Here is a 24,499-nt window from a genome sequence, read left to right on the forward strand (position 1 = left end):
GGCCCCGCGCTCAGCGCTTGAGCAAGGCCTTCAACGCGTTCTGCAAACGGCGTTCAGCCGCTGCGTCGTGGCTGGATGCCAGCACCGCGGCCACATCGTCCACCCAGGTCTCGGCGGGTGAGGCCGCATGGCGACGCGTGAGCAACTGCAGTTGCAACATGCGGCGTTCGCTCAAGTGCTCGGCCGGCGTGGGCACATCTGCAGCCATCTCGAGCCGCAACAGGGTTTCGTCCGCCAAAGGCGCCGCAGGCTTGGACAAGGCCGACGACCAAGCCGAGCGGTTCGTGGCGTTCACGCGCCCACCCAACGCCTGCGCGGTCGGCAGTTGCTGCGCATCGCGTTGCTGCCAGGCACTCATCAGCTGCGTCAGCACTTCGCCGTGTGCCTGGGCCGCGAGCTTGCGCAGGCTGGCCTGGGCCGCCTCAATAGCCTGGCGTTGGGCACGGAAAGCCGCATCGCCCAGACGCGGGCCGCGCGGTTCTCGCTCCTCGCGCCAACCACGGGCATCGACGCCACGGCCACCACGCGCATCGGAGCGGCCCGGCGCACCGTCGCGCCGGCCATCGGGGCGTTCGCTGCGGCGGCCATCGCGCGCGGCCGGTTCGGCCTTCTTCATACCCGGTCGATCGTCGCCCCGCACCGCCACCACCTTCTTGGGCGGAGCGGCGGGTTTGGCAGGCGCTACAGCCGGTGGCGCAGCGCCCTCTTCTGCCAAGGCGTTCTCACTGGCGGCCTGTTCGGCCGGTTCGGACGGGTCGGCCGCCGGCACATCCTCAGCGGGCGCGGTCTGTGGCGCAGGCGCAGGCGCGGGTGCAGCTGCGGAGGCCTGTCCGGCCAGCGCCATTTCCAACTCCGTCATGGCCGCGCGGATGCGCTGGGCGTCGCCGCTGGCGCTTGCGGCTTCCAGCGCACGCGAAGCGTCCAGCACCCGTTGATCGTGCGCGTTCACCGTGCTCGCGGCCTTTTCCCGCTCGCTGCTCTTGCGCGCAAAGGCCTCGTCGATCGGTTGGCGGAAGGCCTCCCACAGCTTTTGCTCGTGCTTGCGCTCCAGGGGAACCGCATGTGCCTCGGCCTGCCAGCGCTGCTGCAGCGCCTTGACGGCATCGATGCGCAGCGTGGGCGCGGCGCCCAGCGCGGTGGCTTCCTCGATCAGCGCCTTGCGGCGCGCCGTGCTCTGCGCCTGGGCACCTTCCAACGGCCCGTGGGCCTTGTGCATCGCGTCCTTCCAGACCGGCTGGATCTCGGCAAAGGCTTTCTCGCTCAGGTGACCGGCTTCGCGCCAACGCTCCGAGAACGCGTGCAACTCGCGCACCTGGGCCTTCCAGTCGGTGCTCTCGGCGTGGGCCAGTGTCCAGGCCTTGAGCTCCTCGATGATCGCCAGGCGCTGTGCCTTGTGCGCCTCGCCCTGCTGGCGCACCTGGACCAGCCAGGCCTCCACCAGTTTGTGGGCTTCGGTGCAGGCTTCGTCGAAGCGCTTCCAGAGCGCGTGGTTGGGCTGGCCGCCCTGGTCGGTGGCCTTCCACTGGTCGCGCAGGCTGCGCAGGGTTTCCTGCATCTTGCGACCGCCCAGGCGCTGGCCTTCCGGCGCTTTCAACAAGGCCTCGGCCTTGGCCACCAGTTCTTCGCGCAATTGGTCGGCGCGCCAACGCTGCCACCCCTCGAGCTCGCCCGCCTGCGCCAAGGCGGCCTGGGCCCGCGCATCGAGCGCGGCCGGCACATGGCGCCCCAGGCCCTTGAGCAGCGCGCGCACGTCACCAGCGGCCTTGGGCGTGGCCTTGCCATGGCCCTCGGCCAGTTCGCGCTCCAGCACGCTCAGCGCCTGATCGAGCTCCGCCGCCAGACGCGCGCGCTTTTCCTGCTGGGCCTGGGCGTCCTGTGGCGACTTCTCCGCCGGCGCGCTCACCTCCTGGCCGCGCGCGGCGCGCAGCTCGTCGGCCCACACGGGCACGGCGGGCAACGGCGCCTGGGCATCGGCATCGGCTGCCACCGTCTGTGCCAGGGCGGCGTCGAAGGCCTCCCACACCAGTTGCAGCTGTTGGAGCGACGCGTCCAGCATCGGCGGGAACTTCACATCCACGCTGGGCCACTGCGGATCTTGCGACAAGGCGCTGGCCTGCTGCTGCCACTGGCCCACGTCGGCGCGCAGCGTCTCGGCGATCTGCTGCGCATCGCGCCACGGTTTGGTCGACAGCACCTCGATGCGCTGTGCGATCAGCACCGCCGCTTCGCGCTCGACCTGAACCTGGTGCTGCAAGTCTTCGATCGCCTTGACGCGTTCGGCCAGCTGCTGGCGCAAGGTCGCCAAGGGTTCACGCGAGAGCGGCGCACCGGCACGCGCCGCATCGCGCTGCCAGGCCAATGCGTCGGCCAGGTTCAGGCGCGACTGGCCGATCAGGGTCTGCGCCTTCTGCGCCCATTCCACCGCGATCTGCTCCTGCGACTTCTGCCGCTTGAGTTCGTCCAGCTTCTCCTTCAGCGGTTTGGCAGCGCCACGGTCGCGGTGCGAGAGCTCCTTGAACACTTCGTTCATCTGCTCCAGCGACGGCTCGGTGTTGAGCCACTCGCGGATGCGCGCGGCGCGTTCGCCCGACGTGGAGGCAGAAAACGCACCGCCGGTCACGGCGTCCAGAGGGTGGGCGGCGTTCGGACTGGCCGGCTTGGGAGAGGTAGGCGTGTTCACGGCAGATTCGGAAGCGTTGGACGGGGACGGGGTTTTGCGCAGGGAAAACAGCGACATGAAAAATGCAACAAGGTCAATTCGGGTCGGCGCCGCATCGGCGCGACGGACGCGTATTGTCGCCGCAGTTGGAGGACAGAAGAACGGACCCCGTTCAGCGCGGTGCGAGCTTGAGTTCGGCCTGCGGACGCCACTTCTCGCCCTGGCGGGTCAGTTGGGGCGCCCCCATGAACATGCGGTCCTCCGGCAACTGGCGACTGGCCAGGTAGTCCTTCACCACCACGCCACGGGCCACGGCGAGCTCGCGCATGGCATCGGCGGTCACGGGAATCGAGGCCAGCAGCAGCGCCTCCATCTCGCTTTGCGGGATGTCCTTGGCCAGGCCAATCACGTTGCGCGGCTTGGGGATGTCGGCACGCTTGTAGACCTCCTTGAGCAAGGCTGGGTACTCTGCAGGCGTGACGGCCAGGGTTTCGCCGACACTGGAGCTTCCCCCATTGCGCGCCGCCTGCCGCCGCTTCTCGGCCAGCACAAGCTCGTCGAGGCGGGCGCGCTGGTAGCCGCTGCGTTCGGCTTCCAGGTCGCTGTGACCCACCACGGTGACCTGCAACGCCGGCCGATCCGCCAGCGCCTTGGCCACCGCGTCCAGGCGCTGCCGGCTCTCGGTGCCCAGCACCTTGCTGCCGGGGTCGAAGGCAACCTGGCTCATTTCTTCGCCCCCGCCTGCGAAAGCACTGCCGATCAAGGCGAACGGCGAGGTAATGGCCTTGCCGATCAAATTGAAGATGAGCCGAAAGATCAGCGGCGCCAGTTTGAATTGCGGGTCGTTGAGCGAACCGCTGACCGGCAGGTTGATGTCGATCACGCCGTTGCGATCGGCGAGCAGGGCCACCGCCAGCTTCACCGGCAGGCTGGGCGCTTCGCTGGTCGCTACGCGGTCCCCGAAGCTGAGCTGGTTCAGGATGATCTGGTTGCTCGCCGTGAGCTGGCCATCGGGCTCGATCTTGTAGGCCACGTTCATGCTGAGCTTGCCGCGCTCGATGCCATAGCCCGCGTACTTCACGGTGTAGGGCGACAAGGGCGGCAACTCGAGGTTGCTCACACGGGCCTGAATGTCCAGCGCCAGCGGCTGCGCCAGCGGGTTGAGCTTGCCGTCGATTTCCAATGCAGCCGTGCCCTCGGCGCGTCCGCGCAGGGTCAGATCCGCCATCTGTGGCGCGCCACCCGGCGGCACGCTGGCGAACGCGCTCAGGCGGCCAGTGAGTTCGCTCAGGTTGGCGGAGTAGTTCGGCTTGATGAAGCGATCGGAGAACAGCACGCGGCCGTTGACCAGGCTGATCGGACCGAAACGAATATCCGGGTTGGGTAGGCCTTCAGCCTTGGCGACCGGAGCAGGCGTCGGGGCGGCTGCAGGGGTGCTGGGTGGTGGGGCGCTGCCGCTGGCGGGCGCCTGCGCTTGCTCGTCGTGCTTCACCAGGTTTTGCAAGTTGATGCGCCCGGTCTCGTCGATGATGACCCGCGCAAAGTAGTCGCTGAGCACCGTTTCAGCCACCGCGACGCGCGTGACCACTCCCGGCGCCATCGCCAACTGGAGGCCGCGAATCTGCAAGGATTTCCAGGCCAACAGGTCCTCGGCGGGCGACGCGGTGTTGGCCGCGAAATCGTCCAGCGCCACGTTGCCGGCGACCGCCAGTCTCAGGCCTGCCGGCGGCAGCGCCGCCTCGACCGTGCCGCGGTAGCTGGTGTCCGCTCGCAACAGGTCCAGGTTCAGGCGGTCCCCGAAATAAGGCTCCAGCGCGTGGAGCGGCAGTCGATCGGCTTGCACGGTGAGCTTGGTGCGCAAGCTGTCGGCATCGCGCTGGCCCGAGCCCGGCAATCGCAGCGTGCCATTGAGCGACACGCGCCCGGGCTCGACCCGGTTGCCCTTGGAGGCCCCCATGCGCAACTGCAGCGCCACGGGCATGTCTGGCTGCGTGGTGGCCAGCGGCTGGAGGTTCTTGAGCTGCAGCTTGAGCTGGCTCAGATCCAGGTGAACGGGCCGGGACGCCGCAAGATCGTCCAGCGACACCGCGCCGCCGTCGACCTGCACGTCGGCCAAGGTCACTTTCCAGGGCGACGGCTCGGCCCGCTTATTCGGGTCCGGCTCGGCAGCAGGCGCATGGGACGCCTTCTTGATCCAGCGGTCCACCATCCAGCGGCCTTCCTTGTCACGCTGCACGCGTACCTGCGGCCGGGCCAGCACCGTCTTGCCCACCATGACGGTATTCGCCGCGAGATCCAGCTGCACGTCCTGCACGTTCAGCGCACCCCAACTGGCCAGGGGCTGGCGACGGGGGCCCAGACGGGCCTCCTCCAGGTCCATGCGAGAGACGCCCACCTTCAGACCCATCGGCTGCTCACCCTGGGCAGCGCGCCAGTCCACCCGCAGGTCAGCGGCCAGTTGCCCAGCCACCTCCGGCTCGAGCACGCTGGCGACGTAGGGTGCGAACGTGGACAACGGCAGCGGCGCCAACGCAAGCTGCGCCGTCGCCTCGGCATCGGTCGCGCTCCCCTTGAGCGTCAGCGGCGTTTCTCCCAGCCGCGCGGACACCTCGAACGGCACCGGCGCCTTCATCGGCCAGGCGAGCGCCTGCATCTGCACGTCCAAAGCCTCCAACGCCAGTTGCGCCGCCGGCTTCACCGACGCATCGCTCCAGCGCACCGTCCCACCATGGAGCTTCACGCTGGCGACACTGACGTTCCACCGCGGACCCGCACTGCCATTGGCCGCAGGCGCCTTGAGCGCATCGTTGGCTGGCGCGGTGGCTGCGCCACCTGCTTTTCCGGCCCAGGCCTGGGCCACCCGCTGCAGGTTCAGCACACCCGCGGCATCGCGCGCGAGAGACACCACCGGCGCCTTCAATTCAACAGAGGCCAGATCTACCACCCCTGCCAGGGGCTCCACCCGGTTCAACACCAGGTCAAGGCGCTCCCAGGCCAACAGGTCGACCGTGTCCGAGGCGCCCAGCTTTTCAACCACACGCAGATCCGAGAGCGCGGCGGTGCCCGACAGCGCAAGGCGCGGCGTGTCCCGCTGTTCGAAGCCGACGTTGAGTGCCAGGTGCAGCACACCTGCTTCGGGTTTGATAGGCCAGACCGCCGGCCAATACGGCAGATAGGGCGCCAGGTTCAACGACGGAATGGACAAACTGGCGTCCGTCTCACGCGTCTGGGCAAACGGCGTCGTGCTCGCCTTCGAATCGAACGCACTGCCATTGAGTTCGAAAGCCAGCAAAGGCTTGGTCACCACTTCGGCACGAGAAGGCAGATTGCTCAGGAAGGGGATGCCTACCGACAACTTTTGCAGCTCGTGTGTCGCACCGACGTCGTCGTCCACAAACGCCAGCTCGCCGTCCGACAACTCTATATTGAAGAAGGCAAACCGCATCGGATCCGAAGGAGGCTCGTCGTCCTTCGGACGCAAGCGAAGCAGAACATCGTCGATGTCGTACCGCCCATTGCCCAAGTGCCGAACCTTTGCCCGCGGATGCTCCAGCACCAGAGCATTGATCACCGGCGCAAGCCGAAACAGCGATTGCAGCTCGGCGTCGACGTAGAAGCGCCCGAGCGAAAACTGCTCACCCGCGCCGTCCGCAGTGGCAACGCGCAACTCCTCGACAGCGACTTCGAGCGACCAGGGGCGGAAGTCGACCCGGCCCACCGTCACATTGCGCCCCAGCGCGGCCGTCGCCTGCTTCTCCAACTGCCACTTCAATAAGGGGGGCATGCCTACCCACGTCACCAACCAGAGCAGCAAAAGACACGCAAGCGCCCACAAAAGGCGCCGCCCCCATCGGGATCGGGGCAGTTTGGAAAAAAGGACGTTCATCTTGCGGTCGGAGGCCAACGTATGCCAGGAGTGTCGCCGAACTCTAAACAGCGGCGGGCGGCTCCTCCATGAAGACCGGAAAAAAGAAACCCCGGCAAGCGTGGCTTGCCGGGGTTGACGGCGGGCAATAGTGCACTTGCCGTCGGTTTTGGCGGAGGGAGTTGGATGTCTCTCCAGCCTGGAAGCAAGAGATTGCTCCCGTGGGTTGCCGACTTGCGGATCACCGCGTCGTCAGCGGATGCCAGTCTTCCGACAGGCAACTGCAGGTTACTCCCCTTGCCAGGGCGGCACAAGACAGCAGAAGCCATCTTCCATGGAGATTTTTTATCGCATCCACACGGGTCATTCGGCGAGACCAAGATGGTGTTTTGGAACGTGAAAGGTGGGTAAAAACCGATAAACGGTCGGACCTTCGCGTCCGCCAGAACGCCTTGTCTTCACTGCCGTTGCCGCTACCAAAGCCCACGCACGGCCTTTTAAATTACTTTTTAGAATTTAAAATTGATTCTTAAACATTGACTTGATATTAATAAATCCATAGGATGCGCCAGTTTTTGCCCTCCCCCGGGGGAACCCTAACCGCTGCCCCACAGGCTAACTCGACCGCTCTCCCGCAGATTGGGCCGTCGATGGCGACCAATCCAGTCGACCGTGCCCCCACGCACCCAGTCGACGCAGAAAGGAGCGATCAGATGACTGCGCACAACGACAGGCCACCCCAGAGCACCACAGGTGCCGTAGCATCTCTCAAAACCGCGGTAGGTGATGCCTACCAAGGCTTCTTCGACATTACCCACAACGGTCTGGCCCTGCTGGGCACCTTGCTGGCGGTGGCCGTGATCACGCTGAGTGCGCGTGCGGACCTGCGCGAGAGCACCGAAGAACGGCTGCTGGGTTGGCTTTTGGAACGGCAGGAAGCAGCCAATGCCTCCGCCCTTTACGCCGCCGAGCCCACGGCGGTCGATCGCGTGACCGCGGCGCAACCCGCCAGCCTGCCCAAGCAGCAAGCCAATGTGACCTTCTGGCTCAGCCGCAAGTACCGCGTGGCCCCAGAACCTCTGAGCGTGCTGGTGGCCGAGGCCTTCGAAATTGGCGAAAAAGCCAAGCTGGACCCCACGCTGATCCTGGCGGTCATGGCGATCGAGTCTCGATTCAACCCCTTCGCGCAAAGTCCCGTGGGCGCACAAGGTCTCATGCAAGTCCTCACCCGTGTGCACACCGAAAAATACAACGACTTCGGCGGTCAACTCGCGGCGTTCGACCCCGTCTCCAACCTACGCGTGGGCGCCAAGGTGCTGCAAGACGCCATTGCCCGTGCCGGGTCGGTTGAAGGCGGCCTGCGCTTGTACGTTGGCGCTGTCTCGCACGATGGAAGTGGCTACATCAACAAGGTAATGGCCGAGCACTTGCGTATCCAAAGCGTCGCCCTCGGCAAGCCCATGCAGCGCTATGCGCCCCCACCCGCTGCGCCCATACCGGTGGTGGCACCGGCCGCACCCAACGCCACACCGGATGCGGAAGCGCTGGCGCCGGCCACCACACCTGCGGGCACCCCGCTCACACAGTCCTGAGCGCCGGAAGGTGCCGCGACGTCGGCTAAACTAGGTCGGTACGCGACTGGCGATAGGCGCGCTCCCCCATCCGCACCCGCTGCGACTGGGTGGCAGCCGCTGACGTGGCCCCCCTGAACGATCCGCGATCGAACTACAGGGACAACCACTGGGAAGCGTGCCGCCCCCACCAATAGGTTGGGGTGTTCAGCCGTTCGCCTGGGCAGCCCTTGTCACCACGCAAGGATCCACGTCTTGAAGGACTGCCATGTACGACCGCAACATTCTCATTGAGCAAACCGACCCAGAACTGTTCGCCGCGATCCAGGCCGAAAATGCGCGCCAGGAACACCACATCGAGCTGATTGCCAGCGAAAACTATGCGTCGCCAGCGGTCATGGCGGCCCAAGGCACGCAACTCACGAACAAATACGCCGAAGGCTATCCAGGCAAGCGCTACTACGGTGGCTGCGAGTTCGTCGACGTCGCCGAGCAGCTCGCCATCGACCGTGTCAAGCAGCTCTTCGGTGCCGAGGCTGCCAACGTACAGGCACACTGCGGCGCCTCCGCCAACGAGGCCGTCTTCCTGGCCTTCCTCAAACCCGGCGACACCATCATGGGCATGAGCCTGGCCGAAGGTGGTCACCTCACGCACGGCATGGCACTCAATATGAGTGGCAAGTGGTTCAACGTCGTGTCTTACGGCCTGAACGAGAAGGAAGAGATCGACTACGAGGCCATGGAGCGCAAAGCCCATGAAACCAAGCCCAAACTCATCATCGCGGGCGCCTCGGCCTACAGCCTGCGCATCGATTTCGAACGCTTCGCCAAAGTGGCCAAAGACGTCGGCGCGATCTTCATGGTCGATATGGCGCACTATGCGGGCCTGATTGCGGCAGGGGTCTACCCCAATCCGGTGCCGCATGCCGACGTCGTCACCTCCACCACCCACAAGAGCCTGCGCGGCCCTCGTGGCGGCATCATCCTGATGAAGGCCCAGCATGAGAAGGCCATCAACAGCGCCATCTTCCCGGGCCTCCAAGGAGGTCCTTTGATGCACGTGATCGCAGCCAAGGCCGTTGCGTTCAAAGAGGCGCTCTCCCCCGAATTCACCGCATACCAACAGCAAGTTTTGACAAATGCCAGCATCGTCGCCGAAACTCTGACGTCGCGCGGCCTGCGCATCGTCAGTGGCCGCACGGAAAGCCATGTCATGCTGGTCGACCTGCGGGCCAAGGGCATCACCGGGAAAGAAGCGGAAGCCGTGCTGGGCAGTGCCCACATGACCATCAACAAGAATGCCATCCCGAACGATCCGGAAAAGCCCATGGTCACGAGCGGTGTGCGCATTGGCACACCAGCGATGACCACGCGGGGCTTCAGGGATGAAGAGGCGCGACTGACCGCCAACCTGATTGCCGACGTGCTCGACACCCCCCGCGATCCGGCCAATATCGAAGCGGTTCGAGCCAAGGTCAATGCGCTGACGGCGCGCTTCCCGGTCTACAAGTGACCGAATCGGGCGGCATCCGGCCATGAAGTGCCCTTTCTGCGGTCACCTGGAAACCCAGGTCGTGGAGACCCGCATTTCGGAAGATGCGGATTTCATTCGCCGCCGCCGCCAGTGTGGCCATTGCGAAAAGCGCTTCACGACATACGAGCGCCCGGAAGTCAGTTTTCCGGCTGTGGTCAAAAAAGACGGCCGCCGGATGGACTATGTTCCAGGCAAGCTGCGGGCCTCGTTTGCGCTGGCCTTGCGCAAACGCCCCGTCAGCACCGAGCAGGTCGATGCCGCCATCGAGCGAATTGAAGAAAAACTCCTCAATCTAGGAGCCCGGGAAGTGCCGGCCACGAGGCTGGGCGAAATGGTCATGCGGGAACTCAAGAAGCTCGACAAGGTCGCCTACATCCGGTTTGCCAGTGTCTACCGAAGTTTCGAAGACATTGACGAGTTCAGAGCTTTGGTGGACGAAGTCCGGCGCTGACGGGAATACATTAAATCGAAAGCATACCCCAGCCCGTTTGTCGCGCCGCCTTTGTCACTTATCGGATCGCCTCAACGTTAGCAGGTGTAACCGGCAGACTTGGGCGATGCCAAGTTCGCGCCAAGCCGTCTTCCGCTTGCATCTACGTCGTCACTCGGGATTCACTTTGGTCGAGTTGATGGTCGTGGTCGCGCTCGTGGCGATTTTGGCCATGTTGGCATTGCCCGGCTGGCAATCCTTGCAAGCGCGCAATGCCATTCGCGCCGTGGTGAACGACTACACGCTGTCGGTCTATTTCGCCAGAACCGAGGCCGTGCGCCAGAACGCGCCGGTCACGGTATGCCCAAGCTCCACTGGAACGGCTTGCACCAACAGCGGCCTTGAAAGTGGCTGGGTGGTTTTTGTGGGCTTGGCAGACAACGCCAACCCAACGCTGCTTCAGGACACGCCCGGCCGTCCTCGCGTCACGACGACCTTTACCGACAACGCGCTGGCCAGCCAAGCGGTCACCTTCCTCCCCAACGGCCAACCTGCTGCGGCGTTCGTGGGCAACACATTGCGCGTATGCCCGACCGATGCGGCCTACAACAGCATGTCTCGCGAGGTGACGATCAATCGATCGGCGCGGATCACTGTGACGAGCCCCAGTACCTGCAACTGATCGACGCCGGACATGTTCACACACGACACCCCATTCACTCCGCCACTCCAGGAAAAAGGTGCATCGCTGATCGAGGTGCTGATCACACTTCTGGTCGTCGCCGTGGGCCTGCTGGGTGCCGCCGGCCTTCAATTGGCGTCGACCCGGTACCAACTGACTTCGTCGGTTCGGGCGCAGGCGCTGGGCCAGGCAGACTTCATCATCGAAAAGATGCGCGTGAACAATGCGAACCTGCGCTTCGCGAATCTGACCGCAGCAGCCGCCGCGCCAGAGACCGCCTATCTGGCTGAAGACGGCTACACAGAAGCCGATCCCGATAACGGCGCGCTGCCGGACGATCCCGAATGCGGACTGGCAGATCAAGCGGTGTGCACGGCCGCACAAGCTGCGCAGCGCGACCTGCGCGAGTGGCGACAGTCCCTGGCCCGGGAACTGCCCGGTGGTCGCGGATCGTTGTTTGCGGTTGCCGCCGGTGGTGTCACCGAACCCAACGCGCGCCGCGTGGTGGTGATGTGGCGCGAGAAAGCAGAGGCAGCGACCCAAAACGATCCAGGGCAAGCGGCAGCCGAAGCCGTCGATGCGGGTTGCCCTGGCGACCAGGTTCCTGGAATCCGGTGCCTCAATCTTTGGGTAACGCCATGACCATGAACATGCACACCCCCTCAAAGCGCCAACAGGGCTTGTCGCTCATCGAGCTCCTGATCAGCATCACCATTGGCCTAGTGATTCTGATTGCCGTGGCAACCGCCTATCTCAACACCACCAACATGACGCGCCAGCGCGAGAATCTGGCCGAACTCGACGATCCGGCTCACAACGCCGTGCGGATGCTCAAGCACGACCTGACGCTTGCAGGGTATGTCGACATGTTCGACCTGAACCCGATCAACGCCAACAACGCCAGAGCCGCATCCCTGTTCGCGCCAGGTCCTCAGAGCAACATGTACATCCGTGCAGTGGGAGGCACCGCACCGGCCATCGTGTCACCGATCAGTCGCTTCTTCGATGGCCTGGCACCGATATTCGGTTGCGACGGGGCCATGACCAGCGCGCCCAACACCATCCTGACCTCCCCTCCACCGGCCGCAATGGCCTGCGGAACCGCCAGCGCCACGCGGCACACCTTGCAAATTGCCTACCAAGGCGTGCCGGCCAGTGCCGCCAATCTGCCCAACAGCCTGCAACCGGCCAACGCCGCCACCGGGGACGGCCTCGATTGTTTGCAACAGACACCGCCCGCCGGGCAGGTCATGGTGGTCAACCGGTACTCAGCGCCCGCCGTGGCGGCCGGCGCAGTGTCTCAAATGAATTGCGAAGGATCCGGTGCCGCAGGCGCGCAGCCCATTGCCAGTGGCGTGGAAGAGTTCGTGTTGCGCTATCAGCTGGCAGCGCCGGGGGACCCGCTCAACCCAACGGCCGCGGGCGGCGGGCAGCAGCGCTACGTCAATGCCGCCGCGGTGAGCGACGTCGCCAATCCACAGGGCTGGGCAGGCGTGACCGCCGTCGAGATCTGCATTGTCTCGGCCACGCCCGTCACCAGTGGTGCGGCAGCCCAAGGCACCGTCGCTCTGCAGCCGACCCGCCCCACCTGCACACGCAATGCAGATGGCGTCTTCGATGCCAACCTGGCCCGCGCAGCGGGCGACAACCGCCTGTGGAAGCGCTACACCGCCGTGGTGTCGCTGCGCAACACCGTATTCGCCACCCCTTTCTGAGCAGCACATGAAACAGCAGCACCTGCAACAAGGCTTCGTGTTGGTCACCAGCCTGATCTTTCTGATCGTGCTATCGCTGCTGGGCGTCATGGCATTGCGGGGAACGCTCTTCGGAGAGCGCATGACGGCCAACAGCCAGGACCTCTTCTCAGCCCGCGAGTTCGCCGAACTGGCGCTGCGCGATGCCGAGCGCGACATTCTTGGACTGCGGTTCGACGGCACCACCTATTGCCGCACGACCTCGACCACCGTCTGCGCAACGGCGCGGCCTGAAAACACGCGCCCGAAGGAAGGCGCCAACGATGAAGCCCCCTTCTGGTTGGCCTCCAGTCCGGAGATCGACGATGTCGCCCTGGAGAACGGTGGCCTGAACGCAGATGTCAGTGTGCAAGGCGTTTACACCGCGGGGTCTGCGGCGGCCTGCGGCATGCCCGTCTGGAGCGGCGCCGATTGGCAGGACAACGCGAACCCGGCGCGCAGTTGCGCAGGCACCATTGGCGCGGCCGTTCCCACCATCGCCTACGGGACCTTTACCGATGCCCCATTCAACGGCCCCAATGGAACCGTTCGCCCACGCTACATCATTGAGATGTTCAAGGCCGACGAGCTCAACATCTCGCCGTCCTCCAACAAGATCTTCTTCCGCATCACGGCGGTAGGCTTTGGCCGCACGCAGGGTGTCGCAGGGCGCACCTCCGTCACCTTGCAATCGGTTTTTTCACCGAACTGAAGCACTTCCAGGGAACCGTCCATGCACACGCCATTTCAACGCCGATTCGCGACAGGGCTGCTGGTCGCCAGCATCACGGCATCGTCTTGGGCCTTTACGCCCAGCACGCAACCACCGTCCACGACGGCGGTGCCCGGCAACGTGTTGCTGGCGCTGTCGGTGGAATTCCCGACCGGCTTGCAGGTGTCCTACACAGCCACGACTTACACCAGCGCGACCAAGTACGAGGGCTACTTCGACAACCGCAAGTGCTACACGTATGACACGACAGCCGAGGTGTTCAACCCCACCAGCGCCACCACGTCGACTGGCTGCGGTGGAAGCGCGGAGTGGAGCGGCAACCTGCTCAATTGGTTGACGATGACCAACATCGATCAGTTTCGCTCGGTCATGACCGGTGGCACACGAGACAACTTCACGAGCAAGGCACTGAGCAACAACAGCTATCACGGTGACACCGTTGACCGCACGATCCTGATCCGCTCGTTCAGCGACCGAAACAGCTACAACCCGAACAAGACCCTGCCCAACACGGCGGCGCTGCCCAGCGCGTTCCGCTCGAAGAGCGTACGGTCCGGCGGCTACGGCTCCAAGTTCATCGTGTCCGACAGTGGCTTCAGCGACATGAGCGACGCGCAACGCAAACAGAGCTGCAGCGAGCACAGCGGCCTGAACCGCCTGGGCTGCTTCAATATCCGTGTCTCCGCCTGTGTGATGTCGGCCGCGCAAGGTGTCACGGGGAACACCCGTGAAGCCAACTGCCAGGCCAGGTACTCCGGTGTCGCCAAGCCTGAGGGCCTGGTTCAGGAGTACGCCGCCACGCTGCGCTTCGGTGCCTTTGGCTACCTCAAGCAGGATGGCAACGATCGCAACGGCGCCGTGTTGCGGGCCGCGATGAAGAGCGTGGGCCCCGTTGCCGCCACCAGCACGGGCGTCGTCGCCAATGCCAACGCCGAATGGAACACCACGACAGGTGTGATCTTGAGCAATCCCAACCCCACGGATGCCACCGCCAGCAATGTCAGCAATTCGGGGTTGATGAACTACCTCAACAAGTTCGGCTACGCCGCTGGCTACAAGAGCAACGACCCCGTGAGTGAGCTCTACTACGCGGCGCAGCGTTACATGCGCGGCTATGCGCTGCCGTCCGACTACACCAGCATGCCGTCCGACGCGGCCACCGCAGCGAGCTACAAGGATGGATTCCCCGTCATCACAGGCAACGCGCACCTGCGTGGAGGTACGCGCGACCCCATGATCAACACCTGCCAGAGAAACTTTCTTCTGGGCATTGGAGACATTTACACCCACCAGGATGGTCAATTGCCTGGCCGGACAGGAGGGCCTTCGGACGGGGACAACCTGAACGTAGAGACCCTGTGGACCCGACTGACCACACAGGAGGGATCCAGCTCCTGGACGGGCGGATCGAGTGGCGGCACGCAGTACATGGCCGGCCTGGCCCACTGGGCCAACACCAACGACATCCGCAGCGACCTGTCGGGAACACAGACGCTATCGACTTACTGGGTCGACGTGCTGGAAAACGGGAACGCTGTGAGTGGCATGCCTGCGGCGGGCACCTTGAAAACGCAATATTGGCTGGCAGCCAAGTACGGCGGGTTCGACACCACGCTCACACCAGGCGACAACCCCAACATCAAACTCAACGAAACCGATCCCGCCGCCTGGGACAAGAATGGCGATGGCGTGCCCGACAACTGGTTTGCGGGCAGTACACCGACCTTGCTCAAATCGAGCCTTTCCGCCGCGTTCAGCAAAATCAACAACGAGGCGGGTGCGGCCGCGGCATCTAGTGCAGCCGTGACCTCAAACCGCCAGACCTCCAGTAGTCAGATCATCTATGCGGGATACAACCCCAAAGACTGGACCGGCAGTGTACGGGCCTGCACGCCCAACCAAACCGCCGTGCAATGCAACACCGCACCGGTATGGGATGCGTCGCACTGGCTCAACTCGGCACCCACGCCGGTGGCCACAGCAGACAAATTGACGGCAACGTCCCGCAAGATCTTCACATCCCACCGTGCCACCACCGCACCGTACGCATTCACATCGATGCGGTTTCAGTGGGACAACCTCAACGCCAACCAACAAGCGGTGCTCAACGCCGACAGCAATGGTGCCAACCGCGTGGACTTCATCCGAGGCAGTCGCACCCATGAGGGCACGCTGTTCCGCGTACGGCCGACCAATCTACTGGGCGACGTCGTGAACGCCGGCGTGACGTACCTCTCCGGCGCGAGCCGAGCGCTGAACGGATCCAATTTCCCTGGGCACGCCGCCTACCGCGACACCACCCGAACCCGCCCGGCCGTGGTGTATGTGGGTAGCAATGACGGCATGCTGCACGCCTTTTCCGGCACGAATGGCAAGGAACTCTTCGGGTACATCCCGGGCAGCGTGTTGAGCAAACTCAATGGCCTCTCCGCGTTCAACTTCCGCCACGAGTATCTGGTCGACAGCACGCCGATGGTCGGCGATTTCGAGAAGACGGGATCGACCGCTGCGTCGCCCAATTGGGGCACCCTTCTCGTTGGAGGCCTCGGCGCTGGCGGCAAAGGCTACTACGCCCTGGACATCACCTCACAAAGCAGCTTCGCCACCAGCAACGAAGCCACGCTGGCCTCGACCCTGCCCCTGTGGGAATTCACGTCCGTCGACGACGCCGATCTGGGATTTACCTTCAACGAGCCTTTCATCGACAACATCACGGGTGCCTACCGACAAATCAACAAGTACGCCGACAGCACCGTGGCATCCGGCGTCTGGCGCATCGCCGTTGGCAATGGCTATGGGTCCACCGCCGGCAAGGCCGCTCTCTTTCTGCTCGATGCCAACACCGGTACGGCGCCCACCAAACTGGTGGCCGACACCAGCGGTGCGAACGGCCTGTCCGCCCCAACCCCCCTGGATACGGATCGCGATGGTTTGATCGACACGGTGTATGCAGGCGACCTCAAAGGCAACCTGCACAAGTTCCAGTTTTCCAAGGAGTCTGGATCCGACTTCGTGCTGGCCAAGTCGGCGGAGTCGGGTGGCGCCTGGCGCCATCTGGGTATCGTCTATGCCAGCGGCCAGCCCATCACGACGGCGCCGTCGGTGGTCGCGGCCTGCGAGGGCGCCGGCTGGAATGTCATGTTCGGAACCGGCAAGCTCAATGAAGATGGGGACTATGCGGACACAGCCGAGCGCGGCTTCTACAACGTCGTCGACAAATCCCCCTCGTCCACCTTGACGGTCCCTGCCGCCGACGTGGCAGTGATCGGCGCGTTCAGTGCCGTCGATCTGGGCGGCGGGGCGGTGGGACGCAATTGGAGCACGCCGGACCTCAATGGAAAGCGCGGCTGGCGCATGAGCTTTGCCGGTGGGGAGCGCGTGTTGAGCAACTCCACCGTTCCGCCCGACACCGGCGCCATCGTATTCGCCACCACCCAACCCAAGGGCGACGTCTGCACTCCTGGCAACTCGGGCTATGTGATGTCGGTCAACATCTGCTCAGGAAAGATCGGCGATCTGATCGTCAACGGCCGCACGGTGGGAGGCATGGCCATCGACTCGTCCGGCATCGTCAAAGTCAGCAACACCTATACGGACAAAGACGGAAAGCCGACCGTGGTCTGCAACCAGGATGACTGCGGCAAAGGCCCCGACGCGGCGAAGCTTCTTCCGTCAAGCGCACCCCGCGGCCGCTACAGCTGGCGCGAAATCCTCACGAAGTAAAGCCATGAAAACCCCTCGTTCAAACCAGCAAGGCTTTACCCTCATCGAGGTCATGATCGTCGTGGCCATCATCGGCATTCTGTCGGCGATCGCCTACCCCAGCTACACGGCTTACGTGCAACGGAGCCACCGCGCCGAGGCCAAGAACTATCTCCAAACGGTCGCGCAGCGCCTCGAACAGAACTACACCCTCTCGGGTCGCTACAACGCCCTCCAGAATGGCGACCCCATCAACAACACCACCACGTTCATTGCCGACACCGGCTTTGCAGTGGTGCCCGCGGGCGGACCGGCGCGGTACAACATTTCCTTCGCACCCGTCACGGCGCCAGCCACCAACCCCGCGCCAGCCACGTTCGTCCTCCAGGCGGTGCCCACGGGAGCACAAGCCAACGACACGTGCGGCACGTTGTTGCTGAACAGCCAGAACATCAAGGGCGCGGGCGGTGTTCTGAACAACCGGGCGACACTGACTTTGGATTGCTGGGGTCGATAGCGAGGGCTCTCCTCTCAAAGCTCAGGTTCGACATACCCCATACGGGTATGTAAAACTAAAGAAATCAACAAATATGTGAATTCAATGGTTATACGGAGAAATTTTAGAAACTAAAGAAACAAAACCCTCGAACAGCCGAAACCTACCGCGTATCTGAAAACGGGAATTCAGAACGCGTGGCGTTCGATACATTGCGCATCGGAGTACCACCTTCGATGCACAAACCTACCTCCCCCCTCCACCCCGCTCACCCAACGCAGGGCTTCACCCTCATCGAGTTGATGGTGACTTTGACCCTGGCGGCCATCCTCCTGGCCGTCGCAATCCCGGGTTTCACGAATCAGCTGCAAGGGTGGCAGCGAGACAGCGCGACGCAGGCCTTCACCAGCCATATACGCCTCGCGAGGACCGAAGCGATCCGGACTTCGCGCCGCGTGGTGATGTGCACCAGCGCCGACGGCTCCTCGTGCGCAAAAGACACCGTTTGGCAAACCGGTTGGATCGTCTTCGTCGACGTCGACGGCAACGACGCCCTGAACACCGGTGACCACGTCCTCGCCACGCGCGGCGTCTCCAGCGGACTCAGATCCATGCAGACGAATGGGAACGTCCAACGCCTCGTGTTCATGCCCAACGGCCTGATGGCATCGAATGCCACAACCCTTGAGGTCATCCCCACCGGCAGTGCCGTCAGAACGAACGAGGTGACGGTGAACCGCGTCGGCCGAGCGTACGTCACCTCGGCAGACCAGAAAAAAACCTGATCATGCGTGCCGACCCGATCTGGACCGCTGCGCCTCGGCGAAAAACAGGTGATTCGCGCCGTCAAAGCGGCGTCGGCATGATTGAAATTCTGGTGGCTTTGCTGCTGGTCTCGTTGGGCCTGCTGGGGATCGGTGGGTTGACGGCCGCCACGTTTGGCTACAACAAGGTCGCCCAATTGCGTCTCACAGGTCTGAATCTGGTCAACGACTACGCCGACCGGGCACGGCTCAACATCTACGGCTACGACCTCGGCAGCTACGCCATCGCACTGTCCGATGCGGCTCCCACGACCCAGGAGATGGCCGACGCAACAACCGCCATGAAGGCCGACGAAGCCGTTGCTGTGACGGCGGCCAGGAACGTCGCCACATTCGACCGTCTCCTTTTCCAACGCACGGTCGCGAACCGCCTTCCCCAGGGTCGCGTCGTTGTGGTCACCACCCCGACAAACCAGGTGCGCAATCTGGATGTCTGGTTGCTATGGCAAGAACCGACAACGAGAGTCGGCGACGCGTTGTTTGCTGCTGGCCAGTTCAATTGCCCCAGCGATTTGACCGACGACGAGAAAACCATCTACAGCTGCATGTACTTCAAGGTGGGTCTATGAAGCGGCCAACCCTTCGTGTCCGGTCACGCGCTGCTCGCTCAGCGTTTGCCGAACGTGGCTTGAGCCTTGTTGAACTCTTGGTCGCTATGACCATCGGTCTGTTTCTGATCGGCGCCGTTGCCGCCCTCTACGTGGCCACGGCCAACGGCTCGCGCGCCAGCACGTTGGAGTCGCAGATGAACGAGGATGCGAGCCTGGCGCTCGACATCCTGCAACAGCAACTCCGCCTGGCGGGCTATTCCGCCATGGGTGCGGACGGCACGCGGCATTTCGACGGCGTCGGTGTGCGTGGTTGCGATGGCGGCTTCGCCGACAAATCGCCAGACGGCAGCTTCGACGCCGTGGCATGTGCAGCAGGCGGCAAAGGGTCGGATGCCATCGCGATTCGCTATGAAGCAACCTTGCTGAACACACAGCCCGTTGCGGACAATTCAGGTGCTGTGCGTCCCTCCAACTGCGGCTTCAACGGCATCACCGCGTGGGACATCGGGACAGGTGTCAACACGACGTTGGCAGACAACCGCTTCTACATCGCACCTGACAGCAACAACAACAACGTTCCAACCTTGTACTGCAAGGGGAAAGATGGCTCCTCAAGCAGCTCTGGATTCGCCAACGCAGAGGCACTCATCCCGAACATCGAGGACATGCAGATCACCTATGCGGTGACCAGCGCCCCCGAAAAAGACAAGCCGCTGCCGCACCAGATCACGGGCTATCTGAATGCCGGCGATGCAGAGCTGGGCCCGTCCTTTGATGCAGCCCACTGGTCGCGGGTGGCAGGGGTGCGCATCTGCATCCTGGCCCGCACAAGCCGACCCCTGCCCACCACCGGTGGTGAGCGCGCCACGCTCGGCAGCTACGTGGATTGCGAGGGCAATCGACAGGACGGCAATGACGACGGCTTCCTGCGCCGGACATACCAGACCACCGTTCAGTTGAGGAACGCGCGCCCTGCCGTTCCCGCTCCCTACCCAAAGCTTGGAGCGAATGTTCGCGATCCATGGGCGCATCTTGTGGAAGGGCAATAAGGTGAGCTTCATGTCCATGCGATCGCACCATGAACAGGGCATCGTGCTGCCCATGGCGCTGATCATGCTCGTGATCATTTCACTGGCAGGCCTTCTCGCGGCCAGAAATTCGGCGACCCACGAACAGTTCTCGAACAACACGCGCACCACCCAGGTGGCCAGACAGTCCGCAGAAGCGGCGTTGCGCTTCTGCGAGAGCGCGGTTACCAACGAGGATCCGGCTTTCAACACCATCAGGACAAACATCGTGGCGACAGAACTGGAGCCCGACAAGATCGCGGACGGCGTCTGGAACACGAATTCGAACTGGGCCACGGGGGCAAGCAACCTCATCACCTACAAACCCGCGTTCGACCCCCACGTGCAGCAAGCAGCACAAACCAGGGCCGGCAACCACCCGACCTGTCTGATACAGGCCATGAAGAACGGCCGCTATCTCATCACGGCGCGAGGACTTTCCAACGATGCGGTTGTCGACAGGGACAACCGACTTTCCCAAGGCTCGGAGATCTGGTTGCAATCCGTTCTGACGCCAGAAATTCCGAACCACTGACCCCCGGGGCGCACATCCCGGCGCCTTGCGAACAACAACCGACGGAGAGGCAACCATGTTTGAAACTGCGCATGCGAAATCCACGGCACGGCTACTCTTTTGCGCCGTGATCTTGCTGGGGGCCTCCATGCGGGACTTCCAGGTTCAAGCACAACCCAGCAAGAAGCCGCTGCTGGCGAGCCAGTCCAACGTCAAGCCGAACTTGATGATCACGTTGGACAACTCCGGGTCCATGGCATTCAGCTACCACGAGACCTATGGCGTCGTAGACGATACCAACGATGAACTCACCATCTACAAGTGCCCGGACAACGAGTGGAGCTTGTTTTCAGGCGACTGGGTCCAAGGAGGTATTGCAGGCTTCAGCACGGTCAACAGCTGCATCAATCATGAAAGAACCCAGTACACCAGCCACGCAACTCCCGTGCAGATTACAGGCTCCTGGTCCGCGCAGCGCTCCGCCGATGTCAACCCTGTCTACTACAACCCGCGTACCACCTACCGCCCGCGCTTGGACGCGAACGGCCAGCCGCTGGTGGCAAATGACGGTATCACATGGGTGTCCAACCAGGGCACCACCACCATGCAATACACCGTCTACAAGAACAACGCAGACCAGATCATCGCGAAGCACTCGATGTTTGCGGACAGCAAGAGCGACCTGCCCGTTGGCTACTCCAGGGTCTATGGCTTCGCTTTTCCGTGGAAGATCCCTGAGCACATCGCCTACACGTCAACCAACAGCAGCACGCCAGGCTTCACGTACGCCTTCTGCACCAAGGTGATCACCGTGGCGGGATTGCAGGTGGGTTGCGACAAGGGCGCATGGACCGGCGTGACCATCTTTCACAAGGGGACCTCCGATGTCACGCTTCCGAAAGGCCACAACCGCACCGATTGCGGGGTGACCAGCACAACGTGCTCCCACGAAAAGGAAGTCGACAACATCCTGAACTGGTACCGGTACTACGCGTTCCGGGCCCCAGCCGTGGCCACGGCGATCGGTCAAGCCGTGTCCAACGACGCGTTCTACGACCTCCTGCGCATCGGCTATCTATCGATCAACCGCCGAAATGGCTTGACCGTTGGCGCCGTCGATCAGACACCGGGCATCGACACGGGTAACAACGCTGTGCTGCGAGGCGTCCGTCTGCATTCAAAAGGCTCACCGGATACGCAGCGCTTCTACACCTGGCTCTACGATCAGGACGGAACCGCCAATCGCACATCCGACGATGGAAAAGACCCTAGCTTCAACTCGGCGACACAACGGCGAGACGCGCCTTACGGAGGGACACCGCTGCACAACGCCATGACAAAGGTGGCCGACTATCTGAGCGTGGGCACGAATGCCAAGGAAAACCCCTGGGCCACAGACCCATCCCAATTGGCCAGCAGCAGCAACCCGGAGAAGAGCTGCCGGCGTTCGTTCAATCTGATGTTTTCGGACGGCGCCTGGAACACAGGCTCGTCCACCATCGCAGGCATCGACTACGACAACACGGATGGCCCCTCGTTCACGAGAACGCTGAGCAACGGACTTACCGACTCGTTTGTATATCGGAGGGCGGGGCTCGACAGTCCCGAGACAAGGCGTGCCTATACGCCGTTTCCGAGCACGGGCACGGGCGGCTTGGCCGACCTGTCCGCCAAGTACTTCTGGCACACGGACCTCCGCACCGACCTCGCCAACGAGGCAACCACCCGCGCAGGCCAGCCCACGTTCTGGCAGAACATGACCACCTACACGGTCGGATACCTGATTCGCCCCACAGGCGAGATTCCCGGCAAGAACGGCTTGACCTTCGGCCAGATCAAAGCATACGAAGCGGGATACGCCAGCGACGGGTACGAGAAGGCACCCAAACCCGCGTGGGCAGATGGCGATATCAGTGCGGCCGCCTCCGACCAGACCCGCGTCGATGACTTCATCCAGGCGGGCTATACCGGAGGTGGGAGAGGTTTCAGCGCGAGAACCGCCGACGACGTGCGCACGATCTTCGACACCATCATTTCCGAAATCCTGAACGCCATGGGCCGTGATGCGGGTGTGGCGGTGGGGTCCAAGGAGGCCACCGGCGACGAAGGCCCGCTGAAGTACAGCGTGAGCTACCGGACCTTGGACAACTCCGGCGACCTCATGGCGCAAGAGTTGGACGCCAACGGAAACGTGAAGAAAACCCCGTGGAAGGCGGCCGATCTCATCAAAGAGCACGGAGATCGCAAGGTGTTCACGATGTCCGGAAACACCAGCGCCACCAATTTCAGTGGTCCGCTGTCCCAGCTTCCCGCCGATGTTCAAGCGGCCTTGAAGCCGGCATCCGCAGCGGACGTCGAACGCATTCCCAGCGACAGCCGTTTTGTAGACTACCTGCGCGGCAAGGACCCGGTGACCGACAACAACGGCGCTCTGTTCCGGCAACGTTCCAGCAAGATCGGCGCCATCGTCAACGCGCCCCCCCTCTTCATGGGAGACCGCCGTGACTTTGCGTACGACCTGTACAGCACGGTCAGCGGGAAGGAAAAATACGAAGCGTTTGTCAAGGCCAAGCGAGCTATGCCGGCGTCGATATTTGCAGCGACCAATGCCGGAGTGATGCACGCCCTGAACGCGAAGAATGGCGAGGAGCTTGCCGCTTTCATGCCACGTGGCAGCCTGCGCCGCATGCTGGACTACGCGAGGACGAACTACAGCTTCGACTACACGCTGGACGGACCTCTGAGCGAGCACGACATCTACGACAGTGAAAATTGGAACCACGTGGCCATGGGCAGCGGCGGCCGAGGCGAGAAACTCCTGTACGCGGTGCGCTCGCCGCTGAACGCCAGCATCCAGCCAAACCGAACACCCGAGCAACGGGATTTCCTGTGGGAATCCGGCCCCGAACTTATCGATGACGACCCCCTGACCAACGGCGTCACGATGGGATACATCACCAACCCCATCCGCAGCGGGCAGACGGCCAACGGCGAATGGATCGCCGTGGTCAACAGCGGTCATCTCAATGGCAACGTCGACGGCTCACGACACGGTCTCGTGATCCTGAACGCCATGACCGGTGCAAAGATCCGCAACATTCCATTGCCAAAGGGATTCCTGCCGAAAGACAGCTCAACAACGGGCTACACCACCGGGCTCGGAGGTGTCACATTGATGCGCAACGCCCAAGGGCGGATCGTTGCCGCCTATGCTGGCGACGCGAATGGCAATCTTTGGCGGTTCGATTTGAAGGGCGCACCCTCCACCTGGGCCGTGTCGTACGGCGCGCCACTGTTTACCACGGCCGACAACCGGCCCATCTACGGTGCCCCGGCCTGGCAACCCCACCCCAAAGGTGGCGCCATCGTGGTGGTGGCCACCGGCATGTTGCTGAGCGACGAAGACCTGAAGAACACGCTGGCGAACGAGGCGATCTATGGCATCTGGGATCCGACCCCCATTGGCGGAGAGAACGTCAAAGAATTCAAGACTGCCACTGTAGAGCAACTGCTGGCCCAGACGGTGTTGACGGACACCGCCAATGTGGTGGGCAGCAACACCTATTACGCTGCCAGCAAGAACACCATCGACTGGAAGGTCCATCGCGGCTGGACCATGCCACTGGGCCGAGAACACACCGGCGAGAGGTCCTTGGACCAGATTCAGAACCTGAGCAACATCGTGCTCGTCCCGACCACCGTGATCACCGCGCCCAGCTCCTCCGCGGAGGATACGTGCACGGCTTCGCCGATTCCACCGAACTACATCTATGCGCTGAAGGCGCTCGACGGATCTTCTGTCCGCTTTTTCGTGAACAGGAGAAACGATCAGACCGAATACGCCTCCGTGGTGTTCGTCGGTGAGGGTGGGTTCGCCAGAGGCATGGCTGTGGTCCAGGACGATGAACGGGCTCCTGTAACGAGCTCCAAACGCCTGACATACGCACCTGCAGAGAATGATGGCGAAAGCATTCCCAGCCAGGACGGCATCCTCAACAAGAAGTGTCGGCCTCAGCGCGCTCGGTTGACAGGTACCGACGACGAGAGCCTGGACGGAAATCTGCAGTGCTCGGTGGCCGGCTGGAGCCGCACCCAATACCAACTCAGCCGCCCTCCTGCCAACTGAGCGAGCCGCGCC

The 24,499-nt window shown here is 63.2% G+C and carries 16 protein-coding genes and 1 riboswitch; of the genes, 14 read left to right on the top strand and 2 right to left on the bottom strand.

The genetic code is table 11. The annotated features are described in order from the left end of the window. Positions 1-10: 10 nt before the first annotated feature. Entirely contained in the window at positions 11-2,737 is a 2,727-nt protein-coding gene (locus tag F9K07_RS18925; RefSeq protein WP_159594899.1) for a DUF349 domain-containing protein, read from the bottom strand. 94 nt (positions 2,738-2,831) lie between these two features. Further along, entirely contained in the window at positions 2,832-6,545 is a 3,714-nt protein-coding gene (locus F9K07_RS18930; protein ID WP_159594900.1) for a DUF748 domain-containing protein, read from the bottom strand. A 692-nt stretch (positions 6,546-7,237) separates the two neighbouring features. On the opposite strand from F9K07_RS18930, the gene F9K07_RS18935 reads away from it, so the two are divergent. The 14 genes from F9K07_RS18935 (at position 7,238) to F9K07_RS19000 (ending at position 24,487) form a co-directional block, all read left to right on the top strand. Next, a complete protein-coding gene (locus F9K07_RS18935; RefSeq protein WP_159594901.1) occupies positions 7,238-8,116 on the top strand; it encodes a lytic transglycosylase domain-containing protein in 879 nt (292 codons plus the stop codon). Positions 8,117-8,148: 32 nt separating this feature from the next. Next, positions 8,149-8,327, top strand: a riboswitch (ZMP/ZTP riboswitch). 36 nt (positions 8,328-8,363) lie between these two features. Further along, positions 8,364-9,608 (top strand): serine hydroxymethyltransferase, encoded by a 1,245-nt coding sequence (gene glyA, locus F9K07_RS18940; RefSeq protein WP_159594902.1) that lies wholly within the window; start codon positions 8,364-8,366, stop codon positions 9,606-9,608. 22 nt (positions 9,609-9,630) lie between these two features. Further along, positions 9,631-10,080 carry a transcriptional regulator NrdR gene (gene nrdR, locus F9K07_RS18945; protein ID WP_159594903.1) on the top strand — a complete coding sequence of 150 codons (450 nt, stop codon included), beginning with the start codon at positions 9,631-9,633 and terminating at the stop codon, positions 10,078-10,080. Between the two features lie 106 nt (positions 10,081-10,186). Further along, on the top strand, positions 10,187-10,741 hold the full coding sequence (locus F9K07_RS18950; protein ID WP_159597004.1) for a GspH/FimT family pseudopilin: 555 nt from the start codon (positions 10,187-10,189) through the stop codon (positions 10,739-10,741). 12 nt (positions 10,742-10,753) lie between these two features. Next, positions 10,754-11,383, top strand: coding sequence for a type IV pilus modification protein PilV (gene pilV / locus F9K07_RS18955; RefSeq protein ID WP_159594904.1), 630 nt, complete (start codon positions 10,754-10,756; stop codon positions 11,381-11,383). A gap of 8 nt (positions 11,384-11,391) precedes the next feature. Next, a complete protein-coding gene (locus tag F9K07_RS18960; RefSeq protein WP_159594905.1) occupies positions 11,392-12,456 on the top strand; it encodes a PilW family protein in 1,065 nt (354 codons plus the stop codon). Positions 12,457-12,463: 7 nt separating this feature from the next. Continuing rightward, positions 12,464-13,186 (top strand): pilus assembly PilX family protein, encoded by a 723-nt coding sequence (locus tag F9K07_RS18965; RefSeq protein WP_159594906.1) that lies wholly within the window; start codon positions 12,464-12,466, stop codon positions 13,184-13,186. Positions 13,187-13,207: 21 nt separating this feature from the next. Beyond that, complete coding sequence (locus F9K07_RS18970) at positions 13,208-16,930, top strand: pilus assembly protein (protein WP_159594907.1); 3,723 nt, start codon at positions 13,208-13,210, stop codon at positions 16,928-16,930. Positions 16,931-16,934: 4 nt separating this feature from the next. Beyond that, on the top strand, positions 16,935-17,426 hold the full coding sequence (locus F9K07_RS18975) for a type IV pilin protein (protein WP_159594908.1): 492 nt from the start codon (positions 16,935-16,937) through the stop codon (positions 17,424-17,426). A 215-nt stretch (positions 17,427-17,641) separates the two neighbouring features. Next, positions 17,642-18,190: a GspH/FimT family pseudopilin gene (locus tag F9K07_RS18980; RefSeq protein ID WP_159597005.1), complete on the top strand. Its 549-nt coding sequence runs from the start codon at positions 17,642-17,644 to the stop codon at positions 18,188-18,190. A gap of 2 nt (positions 18,191-18,192) precedes the next feature. Further along, positions 18,193-18,798 carry a type IV pilus modification protein PilV gene (gene pilV / locus F9K07_RS18985; protein ID WP_159594909.1) on the top strand — a complete coding sequence of 202 codons (606 nt, stop codon included), beginning with the start codon at positions 18,193-18,195 and terminating at the stop codon, positions 18,796-18,798. Further along, positions 18,795-19,829, top strand: a complete 1,035-nt coding sequence (locus F9K07_RS18990; protein ID WP_442907337.1) for a PilW family protein — start codon at positions 18,795-18,797, stop codon at positions 19,827-19,829. Before pilV (F9K07_RS18985) ends, F9K07_RS18990 begins: the two co-directional genes overlap by 4 nt. Before the next feature lie 10 nt (positions 19,830-19,839). Beyond that, on the top strand, positions 19,840-20,382 hold the full coding sequence (locus F9K07_RS18995; RefSeq protein WP_159594911.1) for a pilus assembly PilX family protein: 543 nt from the start codon (positions 19,840-19,842) through the stop codon (positions 20,380-20,382). Positions 20,383-20,437: 55 nt separating this feature from the next. Further along, positions 20,438-24,487 (top strand): pilus assembly protein, encoded by a 4,050-nt coding sequence (locus F9K07_RS19000; protein ID WP_159594912.1) that lies wholly within the window; start codon positions 20,438-20,440, stop codon positions 24,485-24,487. Positions 24,488-24,499 lie beyond the last annotated feature (12 nt).

The sequence above is a fragment of the Hydrogenophaga sp. BPS33 genome (assembly GCF_009859475.1).
Taxonomy (GTDB): Bacteria; Pseudomonadota; Gammaproteobacteria; order Burkholderiales; family Burkholderiaceae_C; genus Hydrogenophaga.